At 63.8% G+C, this 26,056-nt stretch carries 26 protein-coding genes; 3 read left to right on the forward strand and 23 right to left on the reverse strand.

What is annotated here, in order from left to right:
• The 11 genes from AB4Y43_RS26850 to AB4Y43_RS26900 all read right to left on the reverse strand — a co-directional run bounded on the left by AB4Y43_RS26850 (nt 1) and on the right by AB4Y43_RS26900 (nt 11,361).
• Nucleotides 1–897 (reverse strand): LysR substrate-binding domain-containing protein, encoded by an 897-nt coding sequence (locus tag AB4Y43_RS26850; RefSeq protein ID WP_368729171.1) that lies wholly within the window; start codon nt 895–897, stop codon nt 1–3.
• 34 nt (nt 898–931) lie between these two features.
• A complete protein-coding gene (locus tag AB4Y43_RS26855; protein WP_069267223.1) occupies nt 932–1,657 on the reverse strand; it encodes an amino acid ABC transporter ATP-binding protein in 726 nt (241 codons plus the stop codon).
• A 39-nt stretch (nt 1,658–1,696) separates the two neighbouring features.
• Nucleotides 1,697–2,353 (reverse strand): amino acid ABC transporter permease, encoded by a 657-nt coding sequence (locus AB4Y43_RS26860; protein WP_069267222.1) that lies wholly within the window; start codon nt 2,351–2,353, stop codon nt 1,697–1,699.
• Complete coding sequence (locus tag AB4Y43_RS26865; protein ID WP_368729172.1) at nt 2,353–3,111, reverse strand: amino acid ABC transporter permease; 759 nt, start codon at nt 3,109–3,111, stop codon at nt 2,353–2,355. The genes AB4Y43_RS26860 and AB4Y43_RS26865 overlap by 1 nt, the downstream gene beginning before the upstream one ends.
• Before the next feature lie 43 nt (nt 3,112–3,154).
• Nucleotides 3,155–3,949, reverse strand: coding sequence for a transporter substrate-binding domain-containing protein (locus AB4Y43_RS26870; protein ID WP_368729193.1), 795 nt, complete (start codon nt 3,947–3,949; stop codon nt 3,155–3,157).
• Between the two features lie 85 nt (nt 3,950–4,034).
• Nucleotides 4,035–5,108 carry an ABC transporter ATP-binding protein gene (locus tag AB4Y43_RS26875; RefSeq protein ID WP_368729173.1) on the reverse strand — a complete coding sequence of 358 codons (1,074 nt, stop codon included), beginning with the start codon at nt 5,106–5,108 and terminating at the stop codon, nt 4,035–4,037.
• Nucleotides 5,109–5,149: 41 nt separating this feature from the next.
• Entirely contained in the window at nt 5,150–5,992 is an 843-nt protein-coding gene (locus AB4Y43_RS26880; RefSeq protein WP_368729174.1) for an ABC transporter permease, read from the reverse strand.
• Nucleotides 5,989–6,915 (reverse strand): ABC transporter permease, encoded by a 927-nt coding sequence (locus AB4Y43_RS26885; protein ID WP_368619669.1) that lies wholly within the window; start codon nt 6,913–6,915, stop codon nt 5,989–5,991. Before AB4Y43_RS26885 ends, AB4Y43_RS26880 begins: the two co-directional genes overlap by 4 nt.
• Nucleotides 6,916–6,920: 5 nt before the next feature.
• Nucleotides 6,921–8,018, reverse strand: coding sequence for a PotD/PotF family extracellular solute-binding protein (locus tag AB4Y43_RS26890; RefSeq protein WP_368619668.1), 1,098 nt, complete (start codon nt 8,016–8,018; stop codon nt 6,921–6,923).
• Nucleotides 8,019–8,164: 146 nt separating this feature from the next.
• Nucleotides 8,165–9,670 (reverse strand): aldehyde dehydrogenase family protein, encoded by a 1,506-nt coding sequence (locus AB4Y43_RS26895; RefSeq protein ID WP_368729175.1) that lies wholly within the window; start codon nt 9,668–9,670, stop codon nt 8,165–8,167.
• Entirely contained in the window at nt 9,667–11,361 is a 1,695-nt protein-coding gene (locus tag AB4Y43_RS26900; protein ID WP_368729176.1) for a 5-guanidino-2-oxopentanoate decarboxylase, read from the reverse strand. Before AB4Y43_RS26900 ends, AB4Y43_RS26895 begins: the two co-directional genes overlap by 4 nt.
• Nucleotides 11,362–11,687: 326 nt before the next feature.
• On the opposite strand from AB4Y43_RS26900, the gene speB reads away from it, so the two are divergent.
• Nucleotides 11,688–12,641, forward strand: a complete 954-nt coding sequence (gene speB, locus AB4Y43_RS26905) for an agmatinase (RefSeq protein ID WP_368729177.1) — start codon at nt 11,688–11,690, stop codon at nt 12,639–12,641.
• 63 nt (nt 12,642–12,704) lie between these two features.
• Here the strand turns inward: speB and AB4Y43_RS26910 are convergent, their stop codons facing one another.
• Together AB4Y43_RS26910 and AB4Y43_RS26915 are read right to left on the reverse strand one after the other, a co-directional pair.
• On the reverse strand, nt 12,705–13,487 hold the full coding sequence (locus AB4Y43_RS26910) for an amino acid ABC transporter permease (RefSeq protein ID WP_368729178.1): 783 nt from the start codon (nt 13,485–13,487) through the stop codon (nt 12,705–12,707).
• Between the two features lie 62 nt (nt 13,488–13,549).
• Nucleotides 13,550–14,278, reverse strand: coding sequence for a basic amino acid ABC transporter substrate-binding protein (locus AB4Y43_RS26915; RefSeq protein WP_368729194.1), 729 nt, complete (start codon nt 14,276–14,278; stop codon nt 13,550–13,552).
• A 293-nt stretch (nt 14,279–14,571) separates the two neighbouring features.
• Between AB4Y43_RS26915 and AB4Y43_RS26920 the strand changes: the two genes are divergently transcribed.
• Nucleotides 14,572–15,387, forward strand: a complete 816-nt coding sequence (locus AB4Y43_RS26920; protein WP_368729179.1) for a MetQ/NlpA family ABC transporter substrate-binding protein — start codon at nt 14,572–14,574, stop codon at nt 15,385–15,387.
• A gap of 32 nt (nt 15,388–15,419) precedes the next feature.
• Nucleotides 15,420–16,076: a methionine ABC transporter permease gene (locus AB4Y43_RS26925; RefSeq protein ID WP_069267213.1), complete on the forward strand. Its 657-nt coding sequence runs from the start codon at nt 15,420–15,422 to the stop codon at nt 16,074–16,076.
• Between the two features lie 32 nt (nt 16,077–16,108).
• Here AB4Y43_RS26925 and AB4Y43_RS26930 read toward each other — a convergent pair whose 3' ends face one another.
• From AB4Y43_RS26930 to AB4Y43_RS26975, 10 genes are all read right to left on the reverse strand, one after another.
• Nucleotides 16,109–16,564: an RpiB/LacA/LacB family sugar-phosphate isomerase gene (locus AB4Y43_RS26930; RefSeq protein ID WP_069267212.1), complete on the reverse strand. Its 456-nt coding sequence runs from the start codon at nt 16,562–16,564 to the stop codon at nt 16,109–16,111.
• Between the two features lie 43 nt (nt 16,565–16,607).
• Nucleotides 16,608–17,369, reverse strand: a complete 762-nt coding sequence (locus AB4Y43_RS26935) for a triose-phosphate isomerase (RefSeq protein ID WP_069267211.1) — start codon at nt 17,367–17,369, stop codon at nt 16,608–16,610.
• A 111-nt stretch (nt 17,370–17,480) separates the two neighbouring features.
• Nucleotides 17,481–18,431 carry a D-ribose ABC transporter substrate-binding protein gene (locus AB4Y43_RS26940; RefSeq protein WP_368729180.1) on the reverse strand — a complete coding sequence of 317 codons (951 nt, stop codon included), beginning with the start codon at nt 18,429–18,431 and terminating at the stop codon, nt 17,481–17,483.
• Between the two features lie 69 nt (nt 18,432–18,500).
• The gene (locus AB4Y43_RS26945) at nt 18,501–19,592 is read right to left on the reverse strand and encodes an ABC transporter permease (RefSeq protein WP_368729181.1); all 1,092 of its coding nucleotides are present in this window, start codon (nt 19,590–19,592) and stop codon (nt 18,501–18,503) included.
• A 27-nt stretch (nt 19,593–19,619) separates the two neighbouring features.
• Nucleotides 19,620–21,176 (reverse strand): sugar ABC transporter ATP-binding protein, encoded by a 1,557-nt coding sequence (locus tag AB4Y43_RS26950; protein WP_368729182.1) that lies wholly within the window; start codon nt 21,174–21,176, stop codon nt 19,620–19,622.
• Nucleotides 21,173–21,829 (reverse strand): DUF2291 family protein, encoded by a 657-nt coding sequence (locus AB4Y43_RS26955; RefSeq protein WP_368729183.1) that lies wholly within the window; start codon nt 21,827–21,829, stop codon nt 21,173–21,175. The genes AB4Y43_RS26950 and AB4Y43_RS26955 overlap by 4 nt, the downstream gene beginning before the upstream one ends.
• 51 nt (nt 21,830–21,880) lie before the next feature.
• On the reverse strand, nt 21,881–22,534 hold the full coding sequence (gene dhaL / locus AB4Y43_RS26960) for a dihydroxyacetone kinase subunit DhaL (RefSeq protein WP_368729184.1): 654 nt from the start codon (nt 22,532–22,534) through the stop codon (nt 21,881–21,883).
• Entirely contained in the window at nt 22,531–23,553 is a 1,023-nt protein-coding gene (locus AB4Y43_RS26965) for a dihydroxyacetone kinase subunit DhaK (protein ID WP_368729185.1), read from the reverse strand. The genes dhaL and AB4Y43_RS26965 overlap by 4 nt, the downstream gene beginning before the upstream one ends.
• 12 nt (nt 23,554–23,565) lie before the next feature.
• Entirely contained in the window at nt 23,566–24,498 is a 933-nt protein-coding gene (locus AB4Y43_RS26970; RefSeq protein ID WP_368729186.1) for a sugar phosphate isomerase/epimerase family protein, read from the reverse strand.
• 47 nt (nt 24,499–24,545) lie between these two features.
• The gene (locus AB4Y43_RS26975; protein WP_069267204.1) at nt 24,546–26,054 is read right to left on the reverse strand and encodes a glycerol-3-phosphate dehydrogenase; all 1,509 of its coding nucleotides are present in this window, start codon (nt 26,052–26,054) and stop codon (nt 24,546–24,548) included.
• Nucleotides 26,055–26,056: the final 2 nt, after the last annotated feature.

The raw sequence follows: 26,056 nt of genomic DNA on the forward strand, positions 1-26,056 counted from the left end.
CTATACCGGCGCAATCGCCGGTTGTCGTTGGTGATTGCGTGCCATCCACTCGCTGAAGAGCTTCACCTTCGGCTGATGTGCCACGCACTCGGGATAGACAAAGTAATAGCGCGCGCCCGTTTCGATCACCGTGTCGAACGGCATGACAAGCCGCTTCGCCACGAGGTCGTCGTCGACCAGCGTGCGGTCGCCGATCGCAATGCCGAAGCCTTGCATGGCCGCGTTCGTGGCCAGATCGAGCGTTTCGAAACTCGGACCCATGTTTGCGTCCACCTGGGTCGCGCCAACCTGATCGAGCCACTGTCTCCAGTCACGATGGTCTCGCGTCGGATGCAGCAGCGTAAATTGCGAGAGATCGTCGAACTGTGCGAGCGGCTTGCTGTTCAGCAGTTCCGGCGCGCATACCGGCGTGATCTGCTCGTCGAAGAGCGGCACCGCGTGAACATCGGCGCCCGGGGACGAACCGTAGATGATCGCGGCGTCGAACGGCTCGGCCTGGAAGTCGACGTCATGCTGCCAGGTTGCCGTAATCTGCACCAGCAAGTCTGGGTGCTCGCCCTGAAACCGCATGATTCTTGGCAACATCCAACGCATGATGCAGGTCGGCACCTTCATGGCGAGATCGGTGCGCTGCCGCGTCAAGCGCGCCGACGTCTCCTCGATGCGTGCGAGGCCCTCCCTCACGACGGGCAGCAGCATCTCGGCTTCGGTCGTCAGCGTGAGCCCCTTCTTTCCTCTGATGAAAAGCGAAAACTTGTAGTAGTCCTCCAGCGAGAGGATCTGTCGGCTCACAGCGCCCTGCGTGAGACACAGGTGTTCTGCAGCACACGTGAAGCTGCGGTGGCGCGCGACCACTTCGAATACCTGCAGTGCGTTGAGTGGAGGAAGGCGTCGCATGGGGGATTCGCGTTTCCGCTTTGACGGAAGCAGGCTAGTGAAGGATCTTTGAAAGGAAGTCCTTCGCGCGACTGGACTTCGGCTGCGCAAAGAACGCCTCCTTGAGATCGTCTTCGACGATACACCCCTGGTCCATGAAGATCACGCGATTCGCCACCTTCTTCGCGAAGCCCATCTCGTGCGTGACGCACATCATCGTCATGCCTTCCTGGGCGAGTTCGACCATCACGTCCAGCACCTCGTTGATCATCTCCGGATCGAGTGCCGAGGTTGGCTCGTCGAACAGCATCGCAATCGGGTCCATCGACAACGCGCGGGCGATTGCGACACGCTGCTGCTGACCGCCGGAGAGCTGGGCAGGAAACTTGTCCGCGTGAGCGCGCAAGCCCACGCGATGCAGCAGCCCCAGGGCCTTTTGCGCGGCCTCTTCCTTGTGCCGGCCAAGCACCTTCACCTGTGCGAGCGTGAGGTTTTCGGTAATCGACATATGCGGGAAGAGTTCGAAATGCTGAAAAACCATGCCCACTTTCGAGCGCAGCTTCGACAGATTGGTCTTCCTGTCGCCGACCGACTCGCCGTTGATCCTGATCTCGCCGTTCTGAAACGGTTCGAGGCCGTTGACCGTCTTGATGAGCGTCGATTTTCCCGAGCCCGACGGCCCGCATACCACGACGACTTCACCTTTTTTCACTTCCGTCGTGCAGTCAGTGAGCACCTGGAACTGACCGTACCACTTCGATACGTTGCTAATGGTAATCATGTGGAAACCTGCTTCTGAAAAGCGTTGAAGTTCATGCGTTCAGCGGTGACGGGCACGCTGGTGGCGGCCTTCGAGCACACGTGCGTACCACGTGAGCGGAAAGCACATCGCGAAGTACAGCAGCGCGACCATCGCGTAGATCGGGAACGGACGAAACACGGCGTTCGTGATCATGGTCCCGGTCTTGGTCAGCTCGGTCAGGCCGATGATCGAGGTGAGCGCCGTACTCTTCACCACCTGCACGAGAAAGCCGACCGTGGGCGGCACGGCGATCTTCCATGCCTGCGGCCAGACGACGTAACGCAGTTGCTGAGGCCATGTCATGCCGAGGCTGGCCGCGGCGCTCCACTGCCCTCGTGGCACGGCTTCGACGCAGCCGCGCCAGATGTCGGCCAGGTAGGCGCTCGTGTAGAGCGTGAGCGTCACCGTTGCGGCGAGCCACGGCGACACTTCGATTCCCACGAGCGGCAGCCCGAAGAACGCGAGGAAGAGCTGCATCAGCAGTGGCGTGCCCTGGAACAGTTCGACGTACAGCACGGCAATGCGACGCAGCCAGGCCAACGGCGACACGCGCATCGCCAGCAGCACGAGGCCCGCGATGCCGCCTCCAACGAACGCACAAAGCGAGAGCAGGACGGTCCAGCGCGCGGCCAGCAGCAGATTGCGCGCGATGTCCCAGAGAGTGAACTCGACCATTACGAACGCTCCTTCGAAAGGCCGGATGCAGCCATGCGGACGCGACCGGAAAACCACGCGCGCAGGGTTGTGCGTGAGGCGCCGGCGCCGCGTGCCGTGCGTCCGGCGAAGAGGCCCTTGCCGAGCCGGTTGATGAGCAACCGCAGGACGATCGACAGCAGAAGGTAGATCACCGTGACGATCACGTAGCTCTCGAACGAGCGGAAGTTGCGCGACTGGATGAAGTTGGCTGCGTACGTCAGGTCGGGCACGGAAATCTGCGAGACGACGGCCGAGCCGAGCATCACGATCAGCACCTGGCCCAGCAGCGCCGGAAAGACGTTGGCGAGCGCCTGGGGCAGCACGACATGGCGGAAAACCTGCCGCCCCTGCAACCCGAGCGCCATGGCCGCCTGGCGCTGGCCGCGAGGGACCGAGTCGATGCCGGCGCGCACGATCTCGGTCGCGTAGGCCCCCAGATTGACGGTCATCGCCAAAAACGCCGCCTGCATCTCGTTGATCTGCACGCCCAGACCCGGCAGCCCGAAAAACACGAAGAAGAGCTGCACGAGAAAAGGCGTATTGCGAATCAGCTCGACGTAGGACGCAACCAGCGCGCGCACCCACCTCGGGCCCGCAACGGCAAGGCTCGCGCCGGCAATGCCGAGCAGGCCGCCCAGCACGGTCGAGACCGCCGTCAGGCCTAGCGTCACTTCCACGCCGCGCGCGAGCATACCCGCGTAGAGACCGAAGTCACTAAAGTCGAATGTGTAAGTCATCGCTGCGCCGTCTGTCGTTCAGGTAAGCGGGAGCCGGAGCGCATCAAAGACTGGCCGGCAGCGGAGCACGCAGCCACTTGAGCGAGATGGCGTTCATCGAGCCGTCCTTCTTTGCGGCCGCGATGGCGTCGTCGACCTTCTGCTTCAGGCGCGGCTCGTTCTTGTTCAGGCCCACGTGATCTGGCGAGCTGAACAAGGAGAACTTCTGCTCCGGATCGTTGGCGGGATGACGGGCCATGATCGTCGCGCCAACGTCATTGCCAACCACGAGCAGTTGGGCCTGACCGGAGAGGAATGCGGAAATCGCGCCGTTCGGGTCGTCAAAGCGCTTGATGACCGCGGAAGGCGGCGCCACCTTGGACACGCTCAGATCTTCGAGCGTGCCGCGCGCGACGGCGACCGTCTTGCCGGCCAGATCGCCCGCATTCTTCACCGCCAGCGATTTCGGCCCGAATACCGCGAGATAGTACGGCGCATACGGCTGCGAGAAGTCGATGACCTTCGCGCGCTCGGGCGTCTGGCCAACTGAAAGCAGCATGTCCGCTTTGTGATCCGCCAGATAGGCCATGCGGTTGTCGCCCGTCACCTGCACGAGTTCGACCTTCGCATTCAGGGCCTTGCCGATCAGATTGGCCACGTCGATGTCGTAGCCCTGCGGCTTCATGTCGGGTCCGATCGATCCAAACGGCGGATAGTCCTCGAATACGCCGACACGCACGACGCCCGATCTCGCAATCGTGTCGAGCGCGTCCGCATGCGCGAGCGGCGCGAACGCGCTGAGGCCGGCCATGCCGGCAAGCGCGAAGGCTGCGATGGTGCGAGCCGCGAGGCGCTGCATGGGGTTCGTGGTGACGTGAGTGGTGTTCATGACGGATGTCTCCTTCCAACTGCTTCTTTGGGGGTAAAAATTTCGACGCGAAATTTCAGTGCGTGGTATGCGCCGGAATCAGCCTGCACGCGTGGGCCGGCATCTCGGCGAGCACGGGTCGCCCCACTTCGAGGTCCGGCGTCTCGCGAGGCGTGGTAGCGGCAGTGAGCGTGAAGCCGTCACAATCGATCGTCGCTTCGATCTGCGCGCCCACGTCGCGAACAAACGTCACCTTGCCGGCCACGACGTTCGGACCGGGATTCGCAGTCATCGGCCGCACACACACGTCTTCTGGACGAATCAGCAGGCGGATGTCGCCCGAGCGCTCCGGCGCGCGCATCGCGGCATTGACGGCGATCCGCTGGCCGCCCGGCAGCGCGATGCCGGCGTCGGCTTCGAGCGTCACGGGCAAGATGTTGCCGAGGCCGATGAAGTCCGCCACGAATTCATTCACGGGATCGCGGTAGATGTCGAGCGGCCTGCCGACCTGGGCGATGCGCCCTTTCTGCATCACGACGATCTCGTCGGCCATCGTCATCGCTTCGCGCTGGTCATGCGTGACCATGATCGTCGTGATGCCAAGCCGCTGTTGCAGCAGGCGAATCTCGACCTGCATCGCTTCACGCAGCTTCGCATCGAGCGCCGAAAGCGGCTCGTCGAGCAGCAGCAGTTTCGGCGACGAGGCAATCGCACGCGCAATCGCCACGCGCTGGCGCTGCCCGCCGGAAAGCTGCGTAACGGGCCGGTTCGCCATGTGCGGAAGCTGGATCAGGTCGAGCAGTTCGGCCACGCGCTTCGCTTGTGCGCGCTTGTCGACGCCACGCAAACGCAGCGGATAGGCGACATTGGCGGCAACGGTCATATGCGGGAACAGCGCGAGCGACTGAAACACCATGCCGAAGTCGCGCCGGTTGGCCGGCACCTGCGTGAGGTCGCGCCCCGCGAACATCACCAATCCGGAAGTCGGCGTCTCCAGGCCCGCGATGATACGCAGCAGGGTTGTCTTGCCGCAGCCCGAAGGCCCGAGAAAACACACCAGCTTGCCGTCCGGAACGTTGAGATCGACGTGGTCGACCGCGAACGCGTTGTGAAAGCGCTTGGTGATGGCCTGCAAAGACAGATGAGTCATGAGAGTTCCTTTGTGCCCGGGGACCGCGTGAGGGGCGGCGATCAGAGCGCCACGCCTTCGTCGCCGACGAGCTTTTCGAGCAGCCAGATCAAGGCGAAGTCGATCAGCACGATGAAGACCGCGAACGAAAACACGGTTGGGTCGAGCGACGAAACGGTGCGGCTGTAGAGCCAGACCGGCAGCGTCATCGTGTTGATGCCGTAGAGGAAGAACGTCACCGTGAATTCGTTAAACGAAATGATGAACGCGAAGAGCATGCCGGCGAGAATGCCGGGACGCATGAGCGGCAGCACGACGTCGACGAGCGCACGCCGCGGGCTCGCACCCATCACGCAGGCGGCTTCCTCGAACTCCGGTCCGATCGACGCAACCGATGCCGCGCAGTTCTTCACCGTGAACGGCAGCGCCAGGATGACGTGCGCAATGACGAGCCGCCCCATGCCCAGTTCCACCGGCAGGACATTGAAGACGAGCAGCAGCGAAAGCCCCAGCATCACGAGCGGATAGACGAGCGGCAGCGCGACCAGTTGCTCGATCACGGCCTTGCCGCGAAAGCGGTAGCGCGAGAGCGCGTAGGCAGCGGGCACGGAAACGGCGGCGGCGATGAACATCGTCGAGACCGCGACGATGAGGCTCGTCGTGAGCGCCGTGCCCATGGACAGCACATCGCTCGCATCGGGCGACACGAACGTGTGCCATGCGGCCCGATACCAGTGCAGGCCGAAGCTCTGTGGCGGAAATTCGAGCGTGTCCGAATTGCCGAACGACATCGTGATCATCGTCAGAATCGGCAGCGCGGCGAGAAAGACCACGATCGTCGCGAACCATCCGGTCACGCGGCTGAGGCGGCCGGGCATCGTCAGGGGAATACGCAAGGCATTCATGAGCGGGACTCCGCGTGGCGTTGCAGGTTGCGCACCAGTCGTTGCGAGATGGCCATCACCGCAAGCGTCGCGGCCATCAGAACGACACCCGAGGCAGACGCGGCCGGCCAGTTCAGCAACGGCGCGACCTGATCGTGCACGAGCACGGCGAGCATCGGCACGCGGCGTCCGCCCAGCAGCAATGGCACCGCGAACGCGCTTGCGTTATAGGCGAACACGAGCAGCGCGCCCGAGACGATGCCAGGCATCGCCAGCGGCAGCATCACGTGGCGCATCGTCTGCCAGCGGCTTGCGCCGAGGGTAGCCGCCGCCTCTTCGTACGAGCGCGACACCGCACGCATCGCGCTCGAGATGGGAAGCACGGCGAGCGGGAACGCCGTTTGAATCAGTCCGAGCAGCACGCCGTTCTCGCGATACAGCCACAACACCGGACGCCCGATCAGGCCGGTGGCCATGAGCACGTGATTGACGAGGCCCGCCGGCCCCAGCATCACGAGCCACCCGTAGCCCTGCAGCAGCAGATTGACCAGCAGCGGCAGCAGCACACCGGCCAGCAGGAGGCGCCGCGCGGTGCGCGACTGCGTACGCGCCATCGCGAGTGCCACGGGAATCGCCAGCACGACGGCGACGATCATGCTCTGGAAAGCCAGCCGCAAGGTCAGCCAGAGCGAGCGCAGGAAGTAGGCGTCCCCGAGGTCGACGTAATTCTGCAGCGTGAAGGCATGCCACTCGTTGCCTGGCACACCAAAGCTCATGCGCAGCACGGCGAGCGCCGCCGCGATCAGCACGGCGAGAAACGCGAGGATCGGCGCGAGCAGCAGCAACGGCGGCACACGCGGCAGCGCCGTTGCGGTGCCGGGCTGGGCTGTCGATTCGCCGGCCTGCGCCGGCGTGCCCGCGCGATGTGAAGAGAGGGCTGACATGGCGCTTACGCGGAAAAGATCTCGGTGAAGCGCTTGATCCACGCAGGCTGCAACGCGGCGAGCGCCTTGTCGTCGTGGAGCACGGCCTTCTCGGCGATCTGCTGCGGCGACGGCACGAAGGCGCGGCTTTCGGCGGGAATGACCGCGCGCGAGTTCACCGGACCGTTGAGCACGTCGGCGGCCATGCGGCCCTGCACGCCGGCATCGAGCGAATGATCGATGAAGGCGTGGATGAGATCGACATCGCCGGGATGCGACTTCGGAATCACCGTAAACATCAGCTGGGTTGCGAAGCCCTCTTTCATGCCATAGGTCACGGCCATCTTGTACTCGGGCTTGCGGATCTGCTCCGGGAAGAATGCCGGTGCATAGATGCCGCCGATGTCGAGCGAGCCGGTGCGGAACAGGTCGGCGACCTGGTTCGGGTTTTCGCCGAGCGTCAGCACGCGGTCCTTCAACTGGGCGAGCTTCTTGAACCCCGGATCGATGTTCTGCTGCGAACCGCCCGCCATCTTCGCGGCGATGATCGCGAGATCGACCGCTTCAGCCCACTCGGGCGGCGGCAGGAACAGGCGTCCCGCATACTTCGGATCCCAAAGGGCTTCGTACGTCGAGGGGGCGGCCTTCACGGTGGACGTGTTGTAGACGAGGCCGTCCGACCACAGCAGGTAGCCGACGCCGAATCCATTGGCGCCCGTGCGGTATTGCGGCGCGACGTCTTTCAGGTTGGGCAGCTTGTTCAGATCCGGCTTCATCAGCAGGCCCGCATCGGCGAGACCGGAGGCGCCGACCCCGGCAAGCGTGATCACGTCGTAGGTCGGCCGGTCGCCGGCCGCCTTGAGTTTCGCGACCATGCCGGAGGTGCCATCGGCGCGGTCGGCGATGACCTGCGCGCCGGTCTTCTGGCTGAACGTGGCGGCGATGTTGCGCAAGGCCGCTGCGCCGGTGTCGTCGGACCAGGTGAGCAGCCGCAGGGTCTTGCCCGCATAGCTCTTTTCCTGTGCCCTGGCAGTACTGATGAATGGCATGGGCAAGGCCGATGCCGCCAGAGCCGTGCCGATTGCCTGAATGGCCTGCCTTCTCCCCAGCTTGATCCCCTGCATGGTCATCTCCTGATTGAACCGTATGGGCGCTGCCCGATGCGCGCTGCCATTACCAAAAATCACGCGAACGTGCTGCGTGAATGGACTCTACGTGCGTCAAAAACCCGCAACAAACGAAATCTCTGCATGCGCGCCATGACAAAAGCTCATGCACCGCGAACGTTTTCCGGAGCCGCGCCGGCCCCGGCAGGCATGAGCACCTGCTTGATTTCCTGAAAGGCGGCGAGCCCGAACGGACCCAGCTCGCGCCCGATGCTGCTGCGCTTGTAGCCGCCCCATGAGGTCTGAGGAAAGATGACCTGCGGCGCGTTGATCCAGACGACGCCCGCTTCCAGTTCGGCCGCCACGCGCCTGCCCCGCCCGGCGTCACGCGTGACGACCGTGGCGACCAGGCCGAACTCGGTATCGTTGGCCGCGCCGATGGCCTCGTCCTCGGTATCGAAGCTGCGCAGACACAGCACGGGGCCGAAGATCTCGTCGCGCCACAGCGGGCTTTCGGCCGGGATATCGACGAACATCGTCGGTTTCACAAAGTAGCCGGGACCGGCTGGCGCCTCGCCTTCGATCACGAGACGCGCGCCGTCGGCCTTGCCGCGCGCGATGTAGCGCTGCACGCGGTCGTACTGCGCGCGGTTGGTGAGTGGCCCCATCTGCACGCCGGGCTGGAAAGGATCGCCGACGAATGTGCGCGTTGCGCGGTCGGCGAGCCGCGCCGCGAGTGCGTCCGCTATCGGTCGCTCGACCAGTACGCGCGAAGTGGCCGAGCACATCTGGCCGGCATTGAAGAACGCGCCGCCCGCAACGAGGTCGGTGGCGAGATCGAGGTCCGCATCGGCGAACACGATAATGGAGGACTTTCCGCCCAGTTCCAGACTCACGCCTTTGATCGTATCCGCAGCGGTTTTCATGACCTGCGCCCCAACCGCAGTGCTGCCGGTAAAGGAAACCTTCGCGACGAGCGGGTGTGACGCCAACGGCGCCCCGACTTCGGTGCCCGTGCCCGTCACGACGTTGACCACGCCTCTCGGCACACCGGCCTCCGCGATGATTGCCGCAAGCTCCAGCTCAGGCAGGGGCGTTATTTCGGATGGCTTGAGAATGACCGTGCAGCCGGCCGCAAGCGCAGGCGCGAGCTTCCACGCCGTCGTGACCATCGGGAAATTCCACGGCACGATCAGCGCGACCACGCCCGCCGGCTCGCGCAGGACGCTCGCCCGATAGTCGTCGCTGGGAATGGCAACCACGGACTCGCCGACTGCGTCGAGTTGTTCGGCGAGGCCCGCGTAGTACTCGAACGTGGCAATCACGTCGCTCACGTCGATTCGCGCTTCCTCCAGCGGTTTGCCGTTGTTGAGCGACTGCAGCGCCGCCAGATGCTCGCGCCGGTCGCTCACGCCGCTCGCGATCGCACGCAGCAAGGCTGCTCGCTGCGCGCCGGTTGTCTTCTTCCAGGTGCGGAAGGCCCGCGCGGCGGCACGCACCGCGCAATCGACATCGGCGGCGTTGCCAGCCTCGACGTGGGCAATCGTTTCTTCGGTCGATGGGTTGACGACCGTCAGACGCCGCCGGCCCTCGCCCGCGCACCAGAAGCCGTCGATGTAGAGCTGCGTACGCAGGGTCACTCCCGGCCCGAACCATTCATGCTGCTTCATGCCGGCACCCGCGCAAACCAGTCGGCTTCGTTCACTTCGACCACGGTCGGGATGTCGCGCGATACGGCTTGCTGCAGCTCGGCGGCAAGTGCATCGGGCGTATCCACGCGAGCCGCCACGCAGCCGAAACCGCGCGCCAGTGCGAGAAAATCCGGCGTGTGGATATCGACGCCGACCGGCACGATGTCGCGCGCCGTCATGTAGCGGCGAATCTCGCCGTAGCCGAAGTTGTTCCACAAGAGAACCACCACGGGTACCCTGGCTTCCACGGCGCTCGCGAGTTCCGGCAGCGTGAACTGCAGACCGCCGTCGCCGATCAGGCAAACCACGGGGCGATCGGGCGCCGCGAGCTTCGCGCCAATCGCCGCGGGAAGCCCATAGCCCAGCGTGCCGTAGCCAGTCGACGAGTTGAACCATGAACGCGGCTGCGGTGCGTCGTGCACGAAGTTGCCCGCATACACGGGACTGGTCGAGTCGCCCGCGATGATGACGTGTGGCAACGCGGCAGTGATCGTGTCGACAAGGCGCTTCTGCGAGCGTGTCGGCGCGTCGTAGCCGGCCTCCACGGCCTGCCGCGCGAGCGCGACCCGCTGCGCGCCCCACTCGCGCTGACGCGCCGAGATGATGCGTTCATGCAGCCGCGTCGACAGGCTGCCAAGCGCTTGCCGCGAGTCGGCGGGGATGGCCACGTCGGGACTGAAGTTGCGCATCAGTTGCTGCGCGTCGATGTCGATGCGGATCAGCCGGCCCTCGATCGAAAAGCCGCCGTCGAACACCACGTCGTAGTCGGTTTCGCCCAACTCGGTGCCGACCGCGAGCACGACGTCCGCTTCGCGGGCCAGCGCCCGCGTTGGCGGCAGCGATTGCGTCGAGCCGAGCAACAGCGGATGCTCGGGCGGCAGCAAGCCCTTGGCGTTGATCGTCAGCGCAACCGGCGCCTGCAGGCGCTCGGCGAGTTCCTGCAGTTCGGCCGCGGCGTGCAGCGCGCCACCGCCAGCGAGAATCAGTGGACGACGCGCCGTGGCAAGCAGGTCTGCCGCCGCAGCGAGGGCCACCGGGCACCCCGCCGGCCTCGCTGGCAGGACGACTGGCATCAGGTTCATGCCGCGAGCGGGTGCGACGATTACGTCCAGCGGAATCTCGATGTGCACCGGACGCGGCCGCGCGCCGCCGAAAACGGCGAATGCGCGGGCCAGCACCTGGGGCAGTTCCGCAGCATCGAGCAGCGTGTGCGAGAACGCGGTGAGCCCAGTGAATACGTCGCGCTGCGATGGCAGTTCGTGCAGGCGTCCGTCTCCGTTGCCCAGTTCGCGGCGTGCATTCACGCTCGATATCACCAGCATCGGAATGGAGTCGGCATACGCCTGCGCCATCGCGGTCGCGATGTTTGTCATGCCTGGCCCCGTGATGATGAAGCACACGCCCGGTTTTCCGGTCACGCGTGCATAGCCGTCCGACATGAAGCCCGCGCCCTGTTCATGGCGCGGCGTGACGTGGCGGATGGACGAAGCGGCGAGACCCCGATAAAGCTCGACCGTATGCACGCCCGGAATGCCGAACACGTACTGGACGCCGTATCCTTCGAGCAGGGTGACGAGTGCCTCGCCGCAGGTTTGGCCCGTTGTATGGGGCCATTGCATTGGCCGCGCGCCGGCTTCCTCGAAGCTGGCGGTGAATTCCGGATAGTTCATGGATGGTCGCGTTCCTGGTTGGTACCGTCCGATACAGATGCCGGCCCGATTGGCCTATGCACACGCATCTGCGTCGTTGTCCAAACCATTCTCGGCGGCGCCGCGCGGCGCGGACAATCGATATGTTTTCATGCGGTGCATGAGCTTCTTGCATGACCTGAGGAAAACCCGCCTATGCACGGCGAGGTGCGAGGGTTTACGCCGATCCATGACGGGAGAACATGCGTCGCATGAAATTTTTTCGATTGTTCGTGTCCCGCCCTCGCGCAGAAAATGCATTCACCGAATGCTTTTAAGCATCTGACTGAATGCAACTGGAGCGAATCGTGAACATGGAATATTTCCAGCCCCTGGGCGGCAACGCGATGCCGCGCTGCGGCGGGATCGCGACGATGATGCGACTGCCCAACGTGGAGAACGCCGAAGGGCTCGATGCCTGCTTCGTTGGCGTGCCGTTCGATCTGGGCACATCGAATCGCACCGGCGCGCGCTACGGGCCGCGCCAGATTCGCACCGAATCGGTGTTGCTGCGCCCGTACAACATGGCGACACGCGCCGCGCCGTTCGATTCGCTGCGCGTCGCGGATATCGGCGATGTCGCGATCAATCCGTACAACCTCCCCGATTCGATCGCACGGATCGAGACGGCCTACGACGCCATCCTGAGCCACGGCGCTACGCCGGTCACGCTAGGCGGCGACCATACGATCACGCTGCCGATCCTGCGTGCCATTCATCGCAAGCACGGCAAGGTCGGCCTGATACACGTCGACGCGCACGCGGATGTCAACGACACGATGATGGGCGAGAAGATTGCGCACGGCACACCGTTTCGCCGCGCGGTCGAGGAAGGGCTGCTCGACTGCCAGCGTGTGGTGCAGATCGGTCTGCGCGGCACCGGCTACGCCGCAGAAGACTTCGACTGGTGCCGCGAACAGGGTTTTCGCGTAGTGCAGGCCGAGGAGTGCTGGAACCGCTCGCTCGAACCGCTGATGGCAGAGGTGCGCGAGCGCGTTGGCGGAGGGCCGGTGTATCTGAGTTTCGATATCGACGGCATCGACCCGGCGTACGCGCCCGGTACCGGCACGCCGGAGATCGCAGGACTGACGGTCCCGCAAGCCCTCGAAATCATTCGTGGCGCATGGGGGCTCGACCTGGTGGGCGCGGATGTGGTCGAAGTCGCGCCGCCGTACGATCCTTTCGGCACTACCGCCCTGCTTGCCGCCAATCTCGCTTATGAAGCGCTTTGCGTACTGCCGGGTGTGAAGCGCCGCGCGTGACTCGGGATATCGCGAAGCTTGGCGGCGACCCCGCTCTGCTGCAGTCAGTCTTTAGCTATCGCGTTACCGTGCGACGTGATCGGTTCGCGCCAGGTGATCCTCCAGCCTGCGCAGGCCCATTGTCAGCGCCAACGTCATCAGCCAGTATGCTGCGGCAATCGCCAGGTAAGGCTCCCAATAGCGGCCGTAAGCGCCGGCCACTGTGCGTGCAGCGTAAGCCATCTCACCGAGACCGATTGCCGAGATCAACGACGTGTCCTTGAGCAGCGATATCACGTTGTTGCCCAGTGGAGGCAGCATGCGCCGGAAGGCTTGGGGGATCACAACATAACGCATCATCTGTCCGTGCGTCATGCCCAGCGATTGGCCCGCCTGCCTCTGGCCGATCGCAATCGACTGGATGCCTGCGCGAAACACCTCGGAGATATAGGCGCTGGAATTCAGCGTCAGCGCCGCTACGCCGGAGATCAGCGCCCCGTGATTCTGCTTCAAGGTTCGAGCCAGATCGCCGCTGATCAACAGCCCGTGCACCGGATGGATGAACACCGGCATCACCGCGAAATGCATCAGCAAGATCTGCACGAACAACGGCGTGCCGCGAAAGAAACCCACATAAGCCGTAGACGGCCAGCGCAGCACATATTTGCACGCCGCCCGCCACGGCTGATGCCTCGCGTCGGCAAGCCGCGCGAGCGCCAACAAGAGGCCCAAGGCGCAGCCCATCAGCACGCAGGCCACCGTCGTGCCAACGGTGACCAACGCCCCCTCCCAGAACAGTTGCCTGTACTCCACCAGGATGTCCGGGCGGAACCAGCCGAACCACATGACCGGATTGCTGTCTTCCATGCTCGCTTTCAATAAAAGGCTGAAGCGCGGGCGGGCCCGGCGCGCGCCGGTGCATCACGCCATTATTGCGGCTTGAAGTCCTGGTTGAACCACTTCTTGTAGATCACGTTGTAGCTGCCATCTGCGCGGATCGCAGCCAACCCGGCGTTAATCTTGTCCAGCAGGGCCTTGTCGCCTTTGCGGACCACGATTCCGTAGTATTCCTTGGGGAAATTCGCGTCTTCCACGGTCTTGAGGCCAGGATTCTGCGATACCCGGTACGCAATGACACCGTTGTCGCCAATTGCCGCGTCTACACCACCTGAGGCGAGTTCGGAAATGATCAGCGGCGTGCTCTCGAAACGTCGGATATTCGGGTTGGTCTTGCCCACCTCACGGCTCATGACATCGTCGGCCGTGGAACCGCTCACCACGGAGACCTTCTTGCCATCCAGGTCCTTCAACGACTTCACGGGACTGTTCTTCGGGACCGCAATCAACTGGCGTGCGTCGAAATACGGCGCCGAGAAGTCAAAACTCTGCTTACGCTTATCGTTGATCGTGACGCCGGAGATGACCAGGTCCACGTCGCCATTGTTGAGCGACGCGAAGATGCTCGTGAACGGCGTGTTCACGATACGCAGTTTCATATGCTGCTGCCTCGCGATCGCGTCGATGATGTCGATGTCAAAGCCTACGATCTGCTTGTCCTTGTTTTCAAACGCGAACGGTGTATAGGTCGCGCTCGATGCCACAACCAGTTCGCGGTCTTCCGCGTGCGCGGCGACCGTCCAGATGGCACAGGCTGCCACCGAGGCGGCAAGGGTGAGGAGGATTTTTTTCACAGCGTCGTCGCCCCGGGACAAGAAAAGTTGGAAAAGTATATAGCAAACCACTAAAAAGCCTATCAGCCAAAATTCGTCTACATCCCGTTTCGATCGCGGCGCATGGCAACCGTAACGCGTCACGTTAAGCAGGCCTGCTGGCTATAGGTGGACCGCCGCGCGTCATTAGCATTCGACAATCCATTCGTAGTGCCACGCAGATCCGCGTTCCTATAATGGCCCGGCGTATCAACTCATCCTTTCACCCCGGAGCCATCTTCGTGATTCGACGCACTCTGCCCATTCTCGCCGCGCTCGCGTTCGTGCTGCCGTTTGCCAGCGGTCCCGCCTACTCCGCCGGCACGCCGACGCCGCTCAAGGTGGGCGTGGCCGGTGGCGTAGACGAGCAAATCTGGGAGGTCGTCACGCAGGTTGCAAAAAAGGACGGGCTAGACGTGGAGGCCATCGTCATCAGCGGTACCGCGAGCCCGAATGAGGCGCTGAACAACGGCGATCTGAACGCCAATTCCTTCCAGCACATTCCGTATCTGCGCGATCAGGTCAAGTCGCGCGGCTACAAGATCGTGGCGGCTGGCGACACGTATATTTCGCCCATCGGCTTCTATTCGAAGAAGTACAAGTCGCTCGAGGCGCTTCCTGTTGGTGCAACAATCAGCATTCCTGCCGACCCGAGCAACCAGACCCGGGCCCTCGTGATCCTGCGCGATCACAAGCTCATCACGTTGCGCGACGGCTTCGATCCCTACACCGGCACCGCTTCGCTACAGGACGTGCGCGCCAACCCCCGCAAGCTGAATTTCGTCGAGGCGGACCCGCTGGTCCAGGCGCGCTCGCTGCCCGACGTGGATGCCGCGGCCATCGTCAATAACGTGGCGTCCGAGGCGGGACTGTACGCCACGCGTGACGGCATCGCCGTCGAGCACAAGGAACACAACCCCTACGTGAACATCATCGCGGTGCGCGAGCAGGACCGCAACGCGCCGTGGGTGCCGAAGCTCGTCAAGGCGTATCAGTCAGAGGAAGTCAGACACTTTATCCAGACACACTTCAATGGGTCGGTGATTCCCGCATTCTGATATTGCGCATGCTTCCATCGAGGTGAAACGTTATGTCGCCAACCCTGGCTGACCGCTACGTGCAGGCCCTGCTGCAGACCCTGCTCATGGTGGGTGCCTCCATGCTGATCGCGATCGTCGCTGGCATGCTGCTCGCGATCGTGCTCACGGTGAGCGCACCAGGCGGACTTTATCCGCGACCGTTACTGCACAAGGCGCTCTCGACCGCCATCAACATGTTCCGCGCGATCCCCTTCATCATCCTGCTGGTTGCACTGCTGCCGGTCACGCGCTTCATTGTCGGTACGACGCTGGGCGCGTGGGCTGCCGTCGTGCCGTTGAGCGCGAACCTGATTCCGTTCTTTGCGCGCATCGTCCAGGTCAATCTCGGGGGTGTGGAGCCAGGGCTCATCGAAGCCGCGCGCGCGATGGGCTGCAAACGCTCCCAGATCGTCCACCACGTGCTGTTGCCCGAAGCGCTGCCGGGCATTCTCGGCGGCGTCACGGTAACGGCAATCGCGATGATCGACATGTCGGCGATGGCTGGCGCCGTCGGGGGCGGCGGCCTTGGCGACATGGCGATTCGCTATGGCTACGAACGCTACGAGACCCAGGTAATGATCGTCGTGATCTTTATTCTGGTCGCGCTCGTATCGGTGATTCAGCTGGTCGGCGAGTATTTTGCGCGCCGTGTCGATCGCAAGCGCTGACGACACCCAGCCGCGCTGGGAAATCCGTCGAGTTACCGGTGGTGATATTTCGAATCCACTTCGTTGATCGCCGCGACGTTCCCCGCGCTACGCCCGTTTTCGTCGAACGTGTTGTCCAGAAACGCGTCGGCAATGGCCTTGGCCACCTCCGGCCCGATCACGCGCGAACCCATTGTGATGATCTGCGCATTGTTCGAGAGCGCCGCGCGTTCCGCCGAATAGGTGTCGTGGCACAGCGCGGCGCGAATGCCCGGCACCTTGTTCGCCGAAATGCTGACACCGATGCCGGTGCCGCACACGAGAATCGCGCGGTCATATGCGCCGCTGATCACGCCCGACGCCACGCGGTCCGAGAGATTGGCGTAAAACTCGTTCGGATTCGCTTCGTTGCTCGACACTTCGAAAACGTCGAAACGATCTTTCAGATAGTCGGCCAGCACCCGGGCCAATCCGACTCCGGCACTGTCGCCTCCAATGGCCACTTTCATGACGATCTCCTTGAGAATAAGGGTTGGCAAGCCCGCATCGAGGTCAGAGCACTGCCCCGACGCGCTTCAATATGTCCAGATACCCGCTCACATCCCACGCCGAACGGCCGATGAAGAGCCCATCGATATTCGGGCAGGCGGTGAGCTCCGCGCAGTTGTCGGGGTTGACCGAGCCGCCGTACAGGCACGGGATGCGGCGGCCGAGAATCGCCTGCGCGACCTGAATGATTTCCGCCTGTCGCGCATCGGCGTACTCGGGGCTGGCGGGAACACCACGTTCGCCAATGGCCCACACCGGCTCGTACGCGAGCAGAATCGGCGCTGCGCGCTGTTCCGTACTGAGTCTTGCCAGCGCAGCGCGGACCTCGCCAGCCAGCACTTCTGCAGCGCGGCCGCTTTGCTTGTCGGCGAGCGTCTCGCCAACACAGATCAACGGCGTCAGCCCATGGCGCACGGCTGCCTCGACCTTGAGGCCAACGGTGTCGTCAGTTTCGCCGAAATGCTCGCGCCGTTCGGAATGACCGAGTTCGACGAGGTCCATGCCGCAATCGACCAGCATCGGCGGCGCTATCTCACCGGTCCAGGCGCCGTGCTCGGCCCAATGCATGTTTTGCGCGCCGACCTTGATGTCCGTCTCCGCAAGAATGGATTTGACTTCCCGAATCGCGGTGAAAGGCGGAATCACGAAGCACTGAATTCGCGGGTCGTCGGGGCTGGCAAACATGCGCTCGGCAAAAGCGATCGCTTCCGCCAGCGTCTTGTTCATCTTCCAGCTCGTGCCGACCCAAAAGAGCGAATCAGTCATGGTTACCTTGTTGCGCCTATGCGCTCACGTCTCACAGCGCATGTCGCGCCGGAACCGGCGGGAGTGGCTCGACCCGCCAGTCCCGGCACAGTGATCAATACGCCAGTCAACTCACTTCGACAGCACGAACGGCGCGGTGTACTTCGACGCGTTCGCCTTGGTGATCAGCACGCAATCGAACAGCTGCTTCTCGCTCGATGCGCCCGTCTTGCCGGTTTTCAGGTACTGATCTGCTTCCTGCACCGCTTTGGCCGAGAACTCGGCGACCGGCTGAAGCACGGTGTATTGCAACTCGCCGGCCTTGACCGCGTCGACTGCTGCGGGCGAACCGTCGAAGCCGCCGACCTTCACGCTCTTGAGCTTGCCTGCCTGCTTGAGCGCGGCGATCGCGCCGAGCGCCATTTCGTCGTTGCCGCTGATGACACCGATAACGTCCGGATGCGCCTGCATCAGGCTCTGCGTGGCGTTGAAACCTTGTGTGCGATCCCAGTTGGCCACTTGCGAGCCCACCATCTTCAGATCCGGATACTGACTCAGCACCGATTTGTAGCCGTTCGAGCGCGTCGCGGCGTTGTTGTCGGACGGCGCGCCGAGCAGTTCGACGTAGTTGTCTTTCGAGCCGACGTCCTTGACCCATTGCTGGGCGCCCAGGGCGGCGCCTTGAGCGTTGTTCGACACCAGCTGCGCCTTGGCGAGGCCCGGCTGATTGATTTCCGCATTGACGAGGAACACCGGAATCTTCGCGGTGATCGCCTTCTTCACGGCGCCAACCGAACCGCTCGCGTTGGCCGGGTCGAGAATGATCGCGACCGACTTGTTGGTGATGGCGGTGTCGATCTGCTGACTCTCGGTATTCGTGTCGCCCTTCGACGCGGAAACATTCGCGGTGTAGCCGAGCCTTTTGGCTTCGGCAGAAGCGATGTTGCCTTCGGCCAGCCAGTACGGGTTCGCAGGATCGTTGACGATGATGCTGATGAGGCCGGCGGCTTGAGCCTGTCCGGCGAACAAGGGTGCGGCCAGGGACAGGGCCGCAAGGATCGTGGTCTTTGTCTTGAAGGTCATGAGTTGTCTCCTCCTCAGTGGATGATGGTGAAAAGCGTCAATTCACTTCTCGCTTGCCGGCCGTATGGCTCAGGCCTTGCCGCCTTGCGAAGAAGCCAGTTGTCCACCGGTCGGCGCGGGACGCTTGACACGGCGGCGATATTGAATGGCGTTCAGCAACACCGCGAGGACGATGACCGCGCCGGTGAATACGGTTTGCCAGTAAGATGAAATGCCGATGATCACGAGACCGTCGGACAGAAAGCCGATCACGAATGCACCGAGCAGCGTGCCGCGGATATTGCCGGTGCCGCCCATCAGCGACGCGCCTCCGATCACCACGGCCGCGATGGCCGTCAGCTCGTAGCTCGTGCCCGCCGTCGGACCGGCGGAGGTGAGCTGCGAGGAGAGAATCAGACCGGCGATCGCCGCGCAGGTGCCCGAGAGCATGTACACGCTGATCTGCACGTGCTTTACCGGCACGCCAGAGAGTTCCGCCGCGCGGGCATTGCCGCCCGAGGCGTAGAGCCAGCGGCCGAATGCCGAGCGATTGAGCATGATGCTGCAGAGCATTGCGATCGCCACCAGAATCAGCACGCCCACCGGCACGTTGAATAGCCGGTCGAAACCAAGCCAGTCGAAACCGGTATTGCCCAGGTCTGCCTGTCCACCGAGGTTGTTGTAGGTGAGCCCGTTGGTCATCAGCAGTGCGAACCCGCGCACGACATACATGACGCCGAGCGTGGCGACGAAGGCCGGCACCCGGAAGCGCGCGATGAGAACCCCGTTGACGAGGCCGATGAGCGCGCCGAGCGCGCAGCACAGCACGACCACCACCCAGACCGGCGGATACACCACGACGCCGAGCATATTCAGCGTCACGCCCTGCATGAAGAATCCCGCGACGACACCGGAGAGTCCGAGCGTGGAGCCGACCGAGAGGTCGATCCCTCCGTTGATGATCACGAGCAGCATGCCGATCGCAAGGATCCCGTAAATGGCCACGTGCGAGGCCATCGTCAGGAAGTTTTCTAGTGCGAAATAATTTGGTGACAGAAAGGAAAAGATAATGACGATGGCGATCAGCGCGAAAAACGCACGTCCTTCGAGCAGGATCTTGCCGAAGTCAAGCCCTTCTCCGCCGAAGCGACTGGATCTCGGTGTTTTGGCGGCATGGTTCATGTTGAATGTCTCCTGGCATTGCTTCGATCAGACAACCACGGCTTCGCCCGAGGCGGCCATGATGTCGTCCTTGTTGGCATCCGGTCCGAATTCGGCCGATATCTTGCCGCGCCGCATGACGATGATGCGATGCGCGACGCTCAGACACTCCCCGACTTCCGAAGTCGAATAGACCACGGCCAGACCTTGCTTCGCGTTCTCCGCGAGCAGGCGAAACACCTCCGCTTTCGCGCCGATGTCGATGCCGCGGCTGGGTTCGTCGAGCAGGATGACTTTCGGCCCGGTCGCCAGCATCTTGCCGATCACCACCTTTTGCTGATTGCCGCCCGAGAGCGAGCGGATCGACGCCCCCGCTCCCGAGGTCTTGACGTGCACGTTGCGGATCGATTCGCCCACGAGTTCGCGCTCGGCGCCAGCCGACATCAGGAACCCCTTCACAAAGGAGCGGATGCTCGCGAGCGACATGTTCGAGCCCACGCTCATGGTCGGCACGAGTCCATCGCGCTGCCGGTCCTCCGGCACCAGCACGAGGCCCTTCGCGATGCGCTCGCCAATGCTCAGCGACGCCATGTCCTCGCCTTCGAGCAGCACCTTGCCGCCCGTGACAGGCAGGTGCGAGCGGCCGGCCACCGCTTCGAGCAGTTCCGTGCGGCCCGCACCCATCAAGCCGTAGATGCAGACGATCTCGCCCGCGCGCACCTCGAGCGACAGATGATCGACCACCGAGGTGCCCGTGCCCGATTCGTCGGCGACGCTGATGTCGTCGATGTCGAGCGCGACGTCGCCGAACGCGTAACCCGTCGGCGGCGAGCCGAGATCGAAATTCTCGCCGACCATGTTGCGCACGATCCAGCCAAGGTCGATGTCCTTGCGCTGCGCCGTGGCGGTGATCCTGCCGTCGCGCAGGACCACGGCGTAGTCCGTGACCTGCAACGCCTCTTCGAGATGGTGCGAGATGTACACGATCGACACGCCGCGGCTCGTCAGGTCGCGAATCACCTTGAAGAGCACCTCGACCTCGGAGGCACTCAGCGCGGAAGTCGGCTCGTCCATGATGAGGATGCGCGAATCGACCGAGAGCGCACGTGCGATCTCGACCACCTGCTGCTGGCCGAGGCGCAGGTCGTGGACCAGCGTCATCGGGTCGATCTCTTCTTCGAGGTCGACCATCAGTGCCTGCGTCTGGCGCGCCTCTTCGGCGAAGTCCACGCCGGTCGGCGTGCGCAGCTCGCGGCCCATGAAGATGTTGTCGCGCACGCTCAGATTGGGCGCGAGGCTCAACTCCTGGTGAATGATCGAAATGCCGTGATCGCGTGCATCGCTCGACGAGGCGAAGGCGACCCGCTCGCCGTCGAGTTCGATCTCACCCGACGTGGGCTTTTCCACGCCGGACAGGATCTTCATCAGGGTCGACTTGCCTGCGCCGTTCTCGCCGAACAGCGTCGTGACCTTGCCGCGATGGATCTCGAAATTCACGCCCTTCAGGGCATGCACGCCGCCGTAAGACTTGACGATGTTGCGCGCGGACAGCAGGACGCCGTCCTTCGTTGCGGCAGGTGTCGTGATAGGGGTCGCGGTGCTCATTTGACGTCCAGCTTCACAGGAGTGACGAGCCAGCCGTTCGGATTGATCAGCTGGAATACGCCGACGACCGAGACGGTCTTGCCGGTCAGTTTGGTCGTATCGACTTTCGACAGGACCACTTTCTTCATTTCCGCATTGATCGCGTAGCCGGCGTTCTGGTAGTCGATCTGGTTGGTGAACTGCCCGAAGCTGATGTCGCCGGTGGCGTCGCGCAGATCCGTGCCGTTGATTGCCGGTCCTGTTTGCACGCGCACGACCAGCGAGTCCGGCAAACCCGGCACCTTCACTTCGTACACGCCCGCATCTTCCTTGCCCGCTACACCGGTGAATTTCACCGACATCTCGGGCCCCACGCCGCCGCCGGCCACACCGTACTGCTTGCCCGCCGCGTCCTGATCCTTGGCGATGGCCGCGGCCAGCGTGGCGGCATCGACTGCGCGCTTTTCGATGGCGGCCTGAGTTTTCGGAAATTGCTTCTTGCCGTAGGCGGCCGGTTCGAATTCCTGGGTCTGCGAGTCCGCGCTGGAGCCGATCTTCACGACCTTCGTGCTCATCGCCATCGCAACCAGCAAGATCACCAGCAACACCACTTCGATCACGAGGCGAGCCTTGTGGCCGCCGTGACCCTTCGTCGATGGAGCAATGGCGCTCATTGGCTCACCTCCGTTGCGTCGGTACGGCGGCTTTGCCGGCCGTCTGCCCATTCAATCCGTGCCATGTCTCCTCCAGTTTTCTACGATCACATTCACCACCATCGCGGCCGACGCCGCGCCCGGGTCCATGTGCCCGATGCTGCGTTCACCGAGACGCGACGACCGACCCTTGGTGGCGACCATCGCGATCGTCGATTCGGCGCCCGCCGTTGCCGCCTCGCCCGCGCGCGTCATGATCTCGCGCACCGGCAAGCCCTCCTCCATGCCGTGTTCGATCGCCTCCGCAGCGGGCGCCCAGGCGTCGACCATGGTCTTTTCGCCGACTTCGGCCCGGCCGCGCGAGCGGATGCCTTCTGCCATCGCGACGATCAGGCCTGGCGCCTCGTTCAGTGGCAGTGCCTGCCGCGCACCGGCAAGCTTGGCCGCACGCATGAACGCGGTGGCATAAAGCGGTCCCGACGAAGCGCCCACCGCGTTCAGGAAACCCTTGGCCGCCGCGTTCAACTGATCCGCGAGCGTGGCGTCCGCCGGCAGCACCTCGATCGCTTTCGAGGCGGCAGTGAAGCCCTGCTCCATGGCGATACCGTGGTCCGCGTCGCCGATCGCGCCATCGAGCCGGCACAGCTCGTCGCGCGCCTTTGCGGTGGCGTCCGCGAGTTCGCGGAACAGGCGTGCCAGATCGGCAGTCGTCAGCACGGGCATCATGCGGCCCTCTGCTGAAACATCGCGCATTCGCACGGGTGAGCGAAGAGGCGCTGAAGTTCGTCGTCGAGATGCATCACGGTGATCGACGCCCCCGCCATTTCGAGCGACGTGCAAAGCGGCCCGACCAGCGTGCGATGCACCACGAGCCCCGCATCCTTGAGCCGCTGCGCCACGCGGCGGTTGAGGATGTACAGTTCCATGAGCGGCGTGGAACCAAGCGAGTTCACGAGGACGGCAACGCGATCGCCCTTTGCCGCGTCCATCTCGGCGAGGATCGCATCCATGATTTCGTCGGTGATCGCGTCTGCCGTGCGCAGCGGCTCGCGGCGCATGCCCGGCTCGCCGTGAATGCCCATGCCGATTTCCATTTCACCGGCCGCGATCTCGAAGTTCGGACGCCGCGTTTGCGGCAGCGAGCACGGCGCGAGCGCCACCCCCAATGTGTAGGTGCGCGCGTTGGCATGACGCGCCACGCGCTCCACCTCGTCGAGCGGCATCATCAGATCGGCAGCGGCGCCCGCCGCCTTGAAGATGAACACGTTGCCCGCCACGCCGCGGCGCGTTGCGCGCTTCTCGCGCGGCGCCGAGGCGATGTCGTCGGTCGTCAGCACCGTGCGCGCCTCGACGCCCTCGAGTTCGAGCATCTCGGTGGCCATGTCGAAATTCATCACGTCGCCGGCGTAGTTGCCGTACATGAACAGCACGCCCGCGCCGCCATGCGCGGCGAGCGCGGCATCCACGGCAGGTTGCGGCGGCGGCGATGCGAAGACGTTGCCGATCACTGCCGCGTCGGCCAGCCCCTTGCCGACGAAGCCCAGAAACGTCGGCTCATGGCCCGATCCGCCGCCGATCACGAGCGCCACCTTGCCGGCGCGCGGCCCGCTGCGTGCGACGATCGCGCGCGGCGCACTGTCGTTGCGCGTGAGCAGATCGCCGTGGGCAGCCATGATGCCTTCCAGCATCTCGTCGACGGCAGCGTCGCCGTCGTTGATCAGTTTCTGTGTCCTCGTGCCGTGCATCGTCGGATCTCCTCAGATATTCAGATCGGCAACGCCGGAATCGAAATGCGGGGCCCAGAACGCCACGGATTCGGCGATCTGCTCGACGACTTGCCGGTCGGTCGGCTCGCGCTCCTTGAACGACAGCTCGAGGCAAATCTCGTTGTCGCGTCCGCCGCCTTCGTGCAGCGCCTTGATCAGCGGCTCGGGCTGAATGCGGCCGCGCGCGTTGAACTCGGCGGTGAAAGGACGATGACCGCCCTTGTCCATCAGCGACTGCTTGATGTGAATGATCGGCGACACCCGCGGCACGGCGCGCGCCCACGCATACGGATCGAAGTCGTCGGGATTGGGGCTCGTGACGTCGCCGTGGTCGATATCGGCCATCATCCACATGGGAATCGCCATGTTCGCGGCGCTCAGCTTGTCCTGCAGCGCCATGCACGCGGCGATGGTCTCGCCGAACTCGCGGCCGATCGACATGGGTTCCCAGAACACGTATTTCAGCCCCGCCGCCTTCGCATGTTCGGCGACTTCGGCCCAGCAATCGATCGCGGTTTGAATCAGCGCGTCGCGGCGCGCCCGGTCGTCGAAGTCCTTGTAGGTGAAGATGGCGAACTGCGTGCCGATCGAATCGCCGCCCAGGTCGGCGGTGATATCCGCGAAGGTCTTGAACCAGTCGACGTAATAGCGGCGCACATCGGCATCCGGATGACCGAAGTGATTCAGCCGCCCGTATGGCCCCGTCATGCCCGACGTAATGCGCACGCCGGTACGCGTCATCGCCGCGCGCATCTCGCGCGTCAGCCTGCGTGTCGTTGCTGCCGGCCACGACGGATTGATGAACTCGTGAGTCAACTGCACGTCACGGATCTTCATGTCGTGCGCAATGGCATCGATCAGGTCGGCCGGCTCCGCGAAGCGGTTCACCAGCGGATTCGTGTTCAGTGCGAGTGTGAATGCCATGTTCGTCTCGTGTCCTATGGGTTGCCTCGGGGTTGGGGCCCGCCTGCTTACGCGGATTTCCTGACGAGGCCGTCGAGCCAGACGCCGAAGGCGGCCTTTTGCGCGGCGCTCATATGCAAGCCGTGCTTGGTGCGCCGCGTGAGCAGGTCGTCGGCCGACTCAGCCCATTCGTTAGCCATCAAATAACGTGCCTCCGCCTCATAGAAGCTCGGCCCGAATTGCTGGCCCAGACCGGCAAGCGAGGTCGCGCCGTTGATCACCCGGGCCGTCAGCGTGCCGTGCGTCTGCACGTAATAGCGCAACAGGTCACGCGGCAGCCATTCGTACTGCGCCTGAAGTCTCGCCATGAAACGCGGCACGTCGGCGCCTTCGATGTCGCCACCCGGCAGCGTCGCGGCTGCGGTCCAGTCCGCGCCCATCTTCGGGAAGGTCGGCTGCAGCTTTTGCAACGCGTGCTCGGCGAGCTTGCGGAAGGTGGTGATCTTGCCGCCGAAGACGTTCAGGAGCGGAGCACCGCCGCTAACGTCGAGGTCGAACACGTAATCGCGCGTGACCGCCGACGGATTGCCCTTGCCGTCGTCGTAGAGCGGGCGCACGCCCGAGAATGTCTCCACGATGTCCTGCTTGCGCAACGGATGCTTGAAATAGCGGTTTACCGCCGAGAGCAGATAGTCGATCTCGTCGTTCGTGATCGCCACCGTTTCCGGCGCGCCATCCCAGGCGACGTCGGTCGTCCCGATGAGCGCCTTGTCGCCTTCGTACGCGTTGATGAAAATCACGCGCTTGTCGTGGTTCTGCACGAGGTAGGAATGCGGACCTTCCCAGAACTTCGGCGTGACGAGATGGCTACCCTTGACGAGCCGCACCTTGCGCGTCGACTGCGCGCCCGCGCGCCCGATCACTTCGGACACCCAGGGTCCGGCCGCGTTGACCAGCGCCCGCGCGCTCACCACCCGAGTCGCACCGTTGCGCGCGTCGCGCAGTTCCACGCGCCACGTCCCGCCCTCGCGCCGCGCCGAAACGAACGCGGTGCGCGTGAGCACTTCGGTGCCGCGCCGGGCGGCATCGACGGCGTTGAGCACCACCAGGCGCGCGTCATCGACCCAGCAGTCGGAATACTCGAAGCCTTTGCGGTACTCGTCCTTGATCGGCGCTCCTTCGGGGTTACGCCACAGATCGAGCGAGCGCGTGCCCGGCAGCTTCTTGCGGCCGCCAAGATGGTCGTACAGGAACAGGCCCGTGCGCACAAGCCAGGCGGGACGATCGCCGGGACTGTGCGGCAGCACGAAACGCAGCGGCCAGATAATGTGCGGCGCGGCGTTGAGCAGCACTTCGCGCTCGATCAGCGCCTCGCGCACGAGCCGGAATTCGTAGTACTCCAGATAACGCAGGCCGCCATGAACCAGCTTGCCGGAACGCGACGACGTGCCCTGCGCGAGATCGTCCTTCTCGCACAGCATTACCGACAGCCCGCGGCCCGCCGCATCGCGCGCGATACCCGCGCCGTTGATGCCGCCGCCGATGACACACAGGTCCACCATGTCCTTCTCGCTCATCT

This window comes from Paraburkholderia sp. BR10872 (genome assembly GCF_040965835.1).
Taxonomy (GTDB): Bacteria; Pseudomonadota; Gammaproteobacteria; order Burkholderiales; family Burkholderiaceae; genus Paraburkholderia; species Paraburkholderia nodosa_A.